The organism is Commensalibacter melissae (genome assembly GCF_003691365.1).
GTDB classification, from domain to species: Bacteria; Pseudomonadota; Alphaproteobacteria; order Acetobacterales; family Acetobacteraceae; genus Commensalibacter; species Commensalibacter melissae.
Map to the genome: position 1 here is coordinate 1 of NZ_CP033088.1, position 10,660 is coordinate 10,660.

A 10,660-nucleotide genomic window follows, 5' to 3' on the forward strand; every position below is an offset into this window, starting at 1 on the left:
GATGCTACAGCAGAAGAATTAATAGATAGAAGACAAAATCTCGTCAATTAGCAGGTTCACTCATGGGTGTTTATTCTGAAACATTTTCAGATATTTATTCACATGCTGTATCTGAAACAAAATGGTGAAGTATTAAAGCGTATGCTGATATAGTTTCTTATGGTGATTTTAATCCTAAAGAATTACGCAATGAAAATTTAACTATTTGTATTCAAACATCTGAACATTTATTAAAAAGCACTCCAGCTTTGGGTCATCTTATTATAGGTTCTCTTCTGAGTGTTGTATATCAAGTAAATGGAAATATAAAAGGCAGAGTTCTTTATATGTTGGACGAAGTTAATTTTCTTGGACGTTTAAAGGCTCTAGCCGATGCAAGAGATGGTTACAGAAAATATAAAATAACTATCCATATCTTTATTATTATTAAAATCTTAAAAAGTTTTCCATTTAACAAATCCACTTTTAAAATTATAAATTACATTTGTTGTTACGATTGATTTAATGAATTGTCTAAATCCTTTTAGCTTTTCATTACTATTTGTTTTTTAATGGTATTTGTAAATAGAATTATAAAAATTTCTTTCTTTTTATTTTTCGTTTTAACTTTAATGTTAATATGCATAAAAGTTAAAATAACAAAAAGCACGCAAAACAATTTTATATATTTATATAAAATTTTGTTTTAAAGATTAGTATTTTTAATATACAAAAAATAATCTGTAATCATGGAATAAATATTTTTTTATTTACAATGACATCAAATTTATAATACATTGTGGGTATTTTAAGGCTTATGAATTTTTAAAAGAAAGGAGTAATACCGAATGAATTCACCTTTTGCGACATAAAAAAACCCCGCTTTTTAAAGCGAGGTTTTTAAAATTGCCCAACCACAAGAATTAATTATGTATAGGACTTAACAACATAACCTATATATAAGTTATATAAACGACAAAAGCAAGAGAAAAATTGTTAATTCTTTTGTGTTGGGCAGTTTTCATTTTTCACGATATCTTAATATTTGAAATGATTAAAAAATGATTACTGACTGTCATATTTCCAAAAAAAACACACAATTCACTGGACGCAGAACAATTACGAAAAGCGAATTTTTCTGGTCTAAAAAATTGACGGGACAATTCAAGGCGACCACATGCAGCGAGATACTGACAGTATTTAAAAAAGTCAGCCCCGAACTGAATATCAGTGATTCCGTTTTCCGTTTTATAGAATTGCTGATCAAATGGACAAGGCCCGTAGATTGGGAGGAAAACGGTTTTCCCCTGGTATGGCTTTCAAATCAGGCCCTGTGTGACATATTGGGATATGACTTGAGAAAATTGCAAAGGATACGCAAGAAAGCAATCGACGCAGGCCTGATAACGATGTGTGAGGTTGGAACAAGCAAGAGATGGGGAAAAAGAAAAAACAATGATCCCGATCAGGCCGTTATTGCGGGGTGCGGTTTCAACCTGTCCCCGCTTGCAGAGAGAAGAGAGGAGTTTGAAGCCATCATTCGGGATGCGGAAAGTTACAGGAAACAGAGAGATGCCCTAAAATTCGCATGTCATGGCTGGAAAAGAAAAATCCTTAATTTACTGGATTATGCGGGACATGATGACAAGGCCTCCATAATGGAGGAAATCGCATCATTCTCCAGTCAGCTCAAGCGTTGTTCGCAGGATATCAAAACCCTGATGCGGATTGAGTGTTCATTGCAGAAGATGTTTGAAAAAACCGAGGCTGCCGTGAATGATGAAATAAGGGAGAACAATGTTGATATGTCACCCGGGGATGACAAAAATGTCACCCTATATACAAATACAAACAAACATAAAATATATAATAATGTAATTGCCCAGGAAGCCAATAGTGGTCAAACTGTGGATAAAATGATCCCCGATCAAGATGTCATGAACGGTTTCATCATCTCACCAGCATTGATCCTAAAAATAGCACCCCTTTTTCGAGACTGGATATCTGACAGGGCAACATGGTCAGATTTGGAAAATGTTGCACCTTGTGTCCTACATTCACTGGGTATCCATCAATCGGCATGGAAAGAGGCATGTGACTGTTTCGGAATAAAACAGGCCATAACCGCTCTGGCTATTGTAAACGCTCGCCATGATAAGGGACTGGTAAAATCTGCGGGCGGATTATTCAGAAGTTTTATTAAAATTCACAAGAAAAATGAATTGCACCTGGACAAAACGTTGTATGGACTAATAACAAAATAATTTTATTTTTATATAAATATATCTTTATAATTTTTTTTAAAAGCAAAAAAGTATTTTGCGTGCTTTTTACTATTATTGTTATATGCTAATATAAAAAATATTAATTTTATTCAGGTAATAGTAAAACAATGAAAGTCATAGTTATTGCTAGTCAAAAAGGAGGATCTTCAAAAACTACTTTAACAGCTCATTTGGCAGTTGCAGCAGAATTGAATAATATTTCTCCTACAGTTTTAATAGATATGGATCCACAATCATCTCTATTATCTTGGTGGAATGTTCGTGAAAATAATATGCCTGCATTAACTTCATCGGATTTAAAAAAATTACCTGAAAAAATTGAAGCATTAAAAAAAGCTGGCGTAAAATTATTATTAATAGATACGCCACCTGCTATTACCAATGCAATTTATGAAACTATTAAACTTGCCGATTTAGTAATTGTTCCAACAAGACCAAGTCCACATGATTTAAGAGCCATAGGTAGTACCATAGATATTATTCAAAAAGTAAAATGTCCATTTATCTTTGTTATCACTCAAGCAAAATATAATACACACCTGACAATTCAAACAATTGCAGCATTATCTGAATATGGAACGGTTTCTCCTATTATTATACATGATCGCATTGATTACGCATCATCAATGATTGATGGTAAAACCGTAATGGAAACAAATAAAAACGGAAAAAGTTCACAAGAAATATACAAATTGTTATCTTTCGTGCTTGCACGTATAAAAACTAAAAAGAAAAATAAAAAGAAAGAAATTTTATAGTTATGTCTAATAAAAATAAACTAAATTTGGATGGTTTAATCTCAACTAAAAAAAATAGTATATCCACTAAAGATGTGTCTATTCCTAATGGAAATCAGTTAATTCAAAATAAAGATAAAAATGATATGCCTCTAAATTTTAGAGTATCTTCAGATTTTAGAAAGCGTTTTCGTGTATTTGCAGCATCTCATGATTTAAAGCTCAATGAATTATTGGTATTAGCTTTTGATCATTATGTTAAACAAAAACAAAATTAGTTTTTATTGTTTTACATATAAGATTTCTTGATATTAAGTACTTTGTACAAGGTTGTTGCACTAACTTTAATACGAGCGGCAGCCTCTCTGACATTTAATCCATTTTTAAGATGTTCTTTGGCTTTTTTAAGTTTTTCATCTGTCATTACAACAGGTCTTCCACCAATTCTTCCTTGATCTCTTGCCGCTTTTAAACCAGCTCTTGTTCGTTCTTGAATTAAATCTTTTTCAAATTGAGCTAAAGCTCCAAATAAATGAAATATAAATTTACCACTTGAAGTTGTTGTATCAATATTTTCTGTAAGGGATTTAAAACTAATTTTACGATTTTCTAAATTATTAACAATCTCTATTAAATGTTTTATTGATCGTCCCAACCGATCTAATTTCCATACTATTAATGTATCTCCTTCTCTTAAATAAGAAAGAGCTTTTGATAATTCTGGACGATCTATTTTAGTTCCAGATATTTTATCTTCATAGATAATATCACAACCAAATTCTTTTAATGCTTTTATTTGTAAAATAGTATCTTGTTCTATTGTTGATACCCTGGCGTATCCAATGTTAACCATAATAATTTTTTCAAAAACTCATATATTATGAATAATGTAAAACAACTTATGAAAATCAATGTTTATAAACAAAGTAAAATTTTTTAATTAAATGGTCATTTAATTTTATCCGTTTTTAGATTTTTATATCTGTTTTTGTCCTTTTTTGTATTTTATTATAAAAAATTATTCTATCAAATAAAGAATATAAAAAAGGACAAAAAAATACTATAACAGGCTGGCAAGATGTGTGTTCCAGTACTGGATAAACTTATTCGCATTTCATGCTCAACAATAGAAATCATCTATTAGCTTTTAATTTAATGTATAGGCATCTGGTGATGTTTAGTTTTAGAACTCATATGCTCCGTATAAAAATGCATCATGGTGTTTTCTTTTAATGCTGTTAAACCAAGTATGATTTTCCATGATTTTTGAGAATATAATTAAATGATCTCATAATTGTTGAGCATATTTATGATGGTATTAAACATAGTAGATTTAATTTGTCCTAGATTGATAATTAAGGGCAAAAAATTAGCATCTAAAAAGGTATAATCCTTTTTCTAGATGCCAATTAAATTATTATAAAAATTAATGTGGTAATATTTGCCTATATGGGCAAATATTATTTTTAATTAATTATCCAACTTTTTTATAAAGTTCTTTTTTCTCATCAAGAAGATAAGGACCCGCAGCTAATATATTAACTATCAAGACGCTTTTTCCTGATTGGGTAGCATGAATATTTAAAGTGGCCTTTCCTTTTGTCCAACGACAAGGAGATTGTTCAATAACATCCCAGCCGGTTAAATCAGGGTTCGATAAGTGATCAGTTATTTCGTGAATATCATTTTTGTTGATGACAAATACGTTTCCAACTAATACACCGAGTTCACGACGATCATCAATAAATGAACCAACAGTTTCACATGGACGACCAGTTCTTGAAATAAGATCAACCTTGTCTATACCTTCTGGAATATTAAATATATATTTTCCATTATTACATGCGTGTGGCTGAATAATTGTTCCCAATTCTGTTGTCAAATACAGATTTGGATCTGATGTAAGAGCAAAATGTTCTGTTTGTAATTCAAAATTAATATCTAGAGCACGTTTATTAATTTGATTGTAAATAGGTTCTACGAATTCACGATGAACATTCAATGGCGCTGCCGCATCATTATCCCAAGTTTTGATATTATTGAACAAGGAAACAACTTTTTGATCGTTCTTAAACGTATTTCTATTTCCTGTATCCAGATAACTTTCAGTTAGCATTCCATTAGCCCAAATGACAGAATGTTGTTCTGTTTCAATATGATAATAATCATAAGAGGTAATGGAATAATCATAATAGATTGAGCGTCCGTTTACCAACATACGGGCAGGAACAAAGTTGCCATCAAAAAATAGGCAATGTTCTGGAGTTACAAGCAGATCTTCATTTGGAACATTTTCAGAAATCGCATTTTTTAAAATACGTACAGGATAACCAGCAAGATCATCTGACAAATATGTTTTTACATTGGTATGTTTCTGACCAACCCAAATAACAGTGGCATTAGTTGTCTGGTTTGTCTTCCAGTCAAATGTCTTGACTATATCTCCGACTTTAATGGCTTCAACGGCCATTGTCGAATTAAACGTGGATATCAAAGTGCCAGCCAAGAAACAGGCCGCAAAAGTAAGGCTACCATCAGGATTTTCACCTAGAATATAACCAGTGTTTTTGATACCGATAATATGTAATGTAATGGATGAACCATCTTTTAAAGTAATTCTTACATGGTCGTCATCTGTAAATTCAACACCTGCAACATCACTACGTTTAACATCTTCTAAAGTAATTTTATCATGACCATCAAAATTATCGATAGTTGATTCAACGTTTATGCCATTTGCAGCAGCTTTTCCAGAAATAATTAGACCGTTGTTTTCTGTTCCTTGCAGATCAATAATACCGCCGGTTTCAGTTTCAATGGTGGTACGTCCACCATTTGCTAAAGTTAACGTTCCGGTCAATTTTGCATCTTGAGAAAAAGTTGCTGTTCCACCGTCAACAGTTAAATTACCAATTTGACCATCGGTTGCTTCTAATGTAGCAGTTTGATAAACTGTGATATTATCAATTATTGCATTTGTATCAGCCTTTAAGAGTGCGTTTTGAGCAACATATATTTTATTCGTGTAATGTCCATCAGGATCAGTGTTTTGAACAGCGCCTGTACCATAAACTAAAATATCACCAGCATATTGTGTAGCAGCTAAAATGGGAGAAGCAGGATCATTTGCCAAGAAGCCAATATTATAAATGCGTTCGGTTTTGCCATTAGGTATAAACGAATCAAAGTGTTTTTCCTGATCTTTAATAATTGTTGTATAAGTTCTTGCATCTATGGCTTTTGTATCTTCACCATCATTTACTAAATCACCCCATTCAAATATTTTATTATTTTGATCATCGACTTCAGGAAGATTATCAGTTTGAGAAGCCGGTTGTTCAATAGTTCTTAAGAAAGGATTTGGTTCTTGTTCGAAATATTCTGGATTATTTAAAAGATCTTCTAATTCACCCAATCCATGAATAACTGTTTTATTTTGATCCGTATTTGTATTAACAGGAGAGGTAATATTTTTATCAGTATTTGTATTTATACCAGCAGTTGAATCTACAGGTGCAAATAAAGTCGGATCGTTAAATAAAGTAGTCAAACTTTCTTTTGTAAGATTATTAATAACAGTATCTTTAAGAACTTTCCGATGGTTAAAGAAAGAACCTTTATCTAAATTAATTGTATCTGTTATGTTTTGTACATCTTTTTCTGTTATTAATAAGGCACCTCCAGCTTTTATATGAGTATATCCGACAAAACCGTCATCAATATTTAAGATACCCCCATATTCAATAGTGGTATTATTGATAATACCACCTCCATTAACATCAACAATACCATTATTGTTGATTAAAGCGGTATCCACAGTTCCACCGGAGATCCTGATTTCACCGCCATCATTAACGGTAATATCTTCTGCTGTGCCATCGGAATTAACTGTTACAATTCCATTATCATCTACTGTAGTAGTACTAACAATACCTCCACTCATTACATATTGGAAGCCGTTACGGACAATTGTGTTATTTGTCCAACCACCATTATAAACGTATTCTTTACCACCATTATTTATTGTAGTGGAAACGCCTGCACCGGAATAAACATTGACTGTTCCACCAGAGATGAAATTTACGTTATTATTGATACCACCACCGGCACTGACATTAAGTGTTCCACCTGACAGAATTACATTTTCTGTTCTACCCCAGTCATAAACGGTTTGGGTGGCCCCTGCGTAAATGGTTGTATCTCTAGCAAAAGCAAATGTACTATATCTTCCGGAAATGAATTGTTGACCGCCATATGAAATTTTGGCTGCGGAATCAATAGAACCTGTTGAAATGTATTCCTTACCACCAGAGCTAATTATTGATCCTATTGCAGTAGCTGAATTGTCAAGAGTTGCTGAGGCACTATTTAATTTTAGGTTTGTTACGTTTGTACCGGCATTAGTAAAATAAGCAGACCCGGTATTATTTACAGTTACATCTGAAAGTGTTCCGCCAGATGCATTTAAATGTCCAGCACTATTTATCGTTACATTTGAAAGTGTTCCGCCAGCTACACCTATATTTCCTGCGCTATTTACAGTTACATCTGAAATTGTTCCACCAGAAGCATATATATTTCCAGCATTATTATCAGTTACTCCTGTTACAACTGATCCTGAATAAGTATATAAAGAGCCACCATTAATTATAGTATTATTTGCTTTACCGTACACTGATAAGGAGCAAGAGGGTAAAACTGTTAGGTTTGATACTGTTTCGCCTGCTGAAACTGTTCGTGAACAATTATTTCCATTACATTCGTCTCCCACAGGTATCATTACATGAAAACTATTATTATTTCCTGTATTGGCCATATGGGGATTGTGGATTTTGCCACCATTGTCAAGATTAACATTGGCAGTGGAATCCGCGGTACGAAAAGAGCTGCTTCCACCTGCTAAATAACGGTTGATTAATGTACCGCCACGTTCTGCTGTATCACCAGGATCAAAGAAACTGTCATTATCAGATGTTCCACCATTCTTGATATTTACAACTTCTGATACATATTCGTTGTTTTCTGATACACCACCATTTTGAATATTTACAAAACCGTTGAAAATGTGGGAATTTTCAAGTTTTCCACCATTTTCGATATTGATGGTTGGGTTTGCATCCCCACCAAAACCGGACATATTAGCAAGCTGATAGATACCGCTAACAGTAGCGCCGCTTTTAATGTTTAAAACTCCATGGATCATATTAACAGGACCATGTACACTAGTATAATTACTGGTATAAATAGTTTCACCTGAAGAAGTTAATACAGCATTCCAAACACCACCGGAAATAATTGGATAATCATTTTTGATCATATATCTTCTGTAATCACTTACGACATATCCAGAAGGTAAATTATGACTTTGACCAGGCAAAAGGTTTATTGGTATATAATAGTTTGTATCACAATTATTATCTGGAATATTGGGGGTATTAGGAATGGTTGGGTTCTTTTGATTTAATATTTTCCCACCATTTTCAACATTTAAACCAGCAGTGGAATCCGCGGTACGAAAAGAGCTGCTTCCACCTGCTAAATAACGGTTGATTAATGTACCGCCACTTTCTGCTGTATCACCAGGATCAAAGAAACTGTCACTATCAGATGTTCCACCATTCTTGATATTTACAACTTCTGATACATATTCGTTGTTTTCTGATACGCCACCATTTTGAATATTTACAGAACCGTTGAAAACGTGAGAATTTTCAAGTTTTCCACCATTTTCGATATTGATGGTTGGGTTTGCATCCCCACCAAAACCGGACATATTAGCAAGCTGATAGATACCGCTAACAGTAGCGCCGCTTTTAATGTTTAAAACTCCATGGATCATATTAACAGGACCATGTACAACAGTATGATTACTGGTATAAATAGTTTCACCTGTAAATGTATCTAATACAGCATTCCAAACACCACCGGAAATAATTGGATAATCATTTTTGATTACAATATTTCTAAAATCTACATTATTTGAAAAAGATGCCATCTTAATTTTTTTTCCTTAAAATTTATTAAGTTTTTATATAGTTATTTTAACGTTAAAATTATAATTTTAATAAATTAATAATTAATTTATAGAAACATTACATAATAATATTTATATAAAAAATTACAATTCCAAAATGTTTACAAAAAAATTTTATAAAAGATTAAAATTTTAATGACTATAAGAAATCTTCTTTTAAGAAAAAAATAATTGAATATAAAATATAATTGTTAATTATAAATTTATTTATTTAAAACTATTATGGTATAATCATATATATTTTATTCTATATTTTAATATAGAATTTTTTTATTAAAAAAGTAATATTTAATACTTATTTTAAAATTACGAATTACATCTGTTGTCCTTGTTTTTTATAAAATGATTTAAGTTATATTTTTCAATTTTTTTGTTTTCACAATGTTTTCGAGCTAATTCATATATACGATGATCAAAAGGTTTTCGTAATTTAAAATAGTCGTGGCTAATGGTTAAAAGCTATGGACATATAGAAACATTACAATAAAATCGAAACATTAAAACAACATATTGCTGATGAAGGCTTAGATAATCAGTTAGAAATGTTTTGATTAAAGCAGTTAGCACATTTTAAAAAGTGCGCTAATATTTATACTATTCAATAAGTTTTTTCTTTTTTTTGGGATCAACACGTCCAACAGGAAATTCTGTTTGTGCACGTTTGTATGATCTTGGTTTTTTCCTAAGCATGTCAATTAATTCTTTATTAAATAAAACTAGAGAAAGTTCCTCTGCTTTTCTTAAACTAATGCCAGTTTTTGCACGTTCTAAAAGAGATATAAATGATTTTGATGTTTTTGAATAATTTGCCGCTTTTTCTTGGCTCCAACCTAAATTTAATCTTTCTATTCTAAAGTTGTAACCATATATAATTTGTGAATTTGTTGGTTCGTCGCTTTTTTTCATTTTATATTAATAATTCAAGAATAAAATATTTTTTTTATCAATATAATTTTGTTTTGTAAACGATATTATTTAATTCTTTTTATTGATTATTACAATAATATTTTGATATGTAATAAATCCAAGATATTTTTAACGTATACCAAAATCTGACGTTTTTTCCATTGAAACACGTAATCACTCTATGAGTGATTTAGGCATTAAAAATAATAAAAATAATGGTTGTAAAGGGCAATTGTTTGTAGCAGTTGTCCTTTTTTATTATCGTGCATTTAGGTGCACCTGTGGATAAAATAATTTCATAATTATTTAACAAATATAATATACATAAAAAACCTTTAGTTTCGTTATCAAAATGTACGACGAAAGTATGACGAAAAAATACTTATATATCAACAATATATTATATTTTGTCCGACACCTGTCCGACATAATTATCCAAGTTATAAATAAAAATCTTATATATATCAAATACTTATGCAAAGCTATGCTTGCGTATGGTGTATGTCCTTAAAAAGCCCTAGATTAAGGATTAATCATGGGCTTTTTGTCCTATGCTGGTGAGTGAAACGAACGAAATTTACTAATCTCTGACAAGTTCTGACAAAATTCTGAAATTCTCTGACAAAATTCTGACAAAAAAGATTAACAATGATCTTTAATTTTATTTGGTGAGAAAAAATGGAAAATTAACTTCTTTGATTATATGTGATTTTGAAGGT

8 protein-coding genes are annotated in these 10,660 nt (G+C 31.3%); 4 read left to right on the forward strand and 4 right to left on the reverse strand.

Translation table 11 applies throughout. From position 1 onward, the window contains the following. Positions 1-149 precede the first annotated feature (149 nt). From D9V35_RS09560 to D9V35_RS09175, 4 genes are all read left to right on the forward strand, one after another. Positions 150-500 carry a type IV secretory system conjugative DNA transfer family protein gene (locus D9V35_RS09560; protein WP_408869345.1) on the forward strand — a complete coding sequence of 117 codons (351 nt, stop codon included), beginning with the start codon at positions 150-152 and terminating at the stop codon, positions 498-500. 540 nt (positions 501-1,040) lie between these two features. Continuing rightward, the gene (gene repC / locus D9V35_RS09165; RefSeq protein WP_122124318.1) at positions 1,041-2,243 is read left to right on the forward strand and encodes a plasmid replication protein RepC; all 1,203 of its coding nucleotides are present in this window, start codon (positions 1,041-1,043) and stop codon (positions 2,241-2,243) included. Positions 2,244-2,371: 128 nt separating this feature from the next. Further along, on the forward strand, positions 2,372-3,022 hold the full coding sequence (locus tag D9V35_RS09170) for a ParA family protein (protein WP_122124319.1): 651 nt from the start codon (positions 2,372-2,374) through the stop codon (positions 3,020-3,022). 2 nt (positions 3,023-3,024) lie between these two features. Further along, the gene (locus D9V35_RS09175) at positions 3,025-3,279 is read left to right on the forward strand and encodes a hypothetical protein (protein ID WP_110439617.1); all 255 of its coding nucleotides are present in this window, start codon (positions 3,025-3,027) and stop codon (positions 3,277-3,279) included. An 11-nt stretch (positions 3,280-3,290) separates the two neighbouring features. Here the strand turns inward: D9V35_RS09175 and D9V35_RS09180 are convergent, their stop codons facing one another. From D9V35_RS09180 to D9V35_RS09195, 4 genes are all read right to left on the reverse strand, one after another. Next, positions 3,291-3,854 carry a recombinase family protein gene (locus tag D9V35_RS09180; protein ID WP_122124320.1) on the reverse strand — a complete coding sequence of 188 codons (564 nt, stop codon included), beginning with the start codon at positions 3,852-3,854 and terminating at the stop codon, positions 3,291-3,293. Positions 3,855-4,475: 621 nt separating this feature from the next. Beyond that, a complete protein-coding gene (locus D9V35_RS09185) occupies positions 4,476-8,996 on the reverse strand; it encodes a Hint domain-containing protein (protein ID WP_122124321.1) in 4,521 nt (1,506 codons plus the stop codon). A gap of 345 nt (positions 8,997-9,341) precedes the next feature. Beyond that, positions 9,342-9,485, reverse strand: a complete 144-nt coding sequence (locus D9V35_RS09190; RefSeq protein WP_122124323.1) for a replication initiator protein A — start codon at positions 9,483-9,485, stop codon at positions 9,342-9,344. A 144-nt stretch (positions 9,486-9,629) separates the two neighbouring features. Next, the gene (locus D9V35_RS09195; RefSeq protein WP_122124322.1) at positions 9,630-9,941 is read right to left on the reverse strand and encodes a helix-turn-helix domain-containing protein; all 312 of its coding nucleotides are present in this window, start codon (positions 9,939-9,941) and stop codon (positions 9,630-9,632) included. Positions 9,942-10,660 lie beyond the last annotated feature (719 nt).

Coding starts and splice junctions, on each gene's coding strand:
- D9V35_RS09195 (WP_122124322.1), bottom strand. CDS start 9,941: ATGAAAAAAAGCGACGAACCAACAAATTCACAAATTATATATGGTTAC.
- D9V35_RS09175 (WP_110439617.1), top strand. CDS start 3,025: ATGTCTAATAAAAATAAACTAAATTTGGATGGTTTAATCTCAACTAAA.
- D9V35_RS09170 (WP_122124319.1), top strand. CDS start 2,372: ATGAAAGTCATAGTTATTGCTAGTCAAAAAGGAGGATCTTCAAAAACT.
- D9V35_RS09185 (WP_122124321.1), bottom strand. CDS start 8,996: ATGGCATCTTTTTCAAATAATGTAGATTTTAGAAATATTGTAATCAAA.
- D9V35_RS09180 (WP_122124320.1), bottom strand. CDS start 3,854: ATGGTTAACATTGGATACGCCAGGGTATCAACAATAGAACAAGATACT.
- repC (WP_122124318.1), top strand. CDS start 1,041: ATGATTACTGACTGTCATATTTCCAAAAAAAACACACAATTCACTGGA.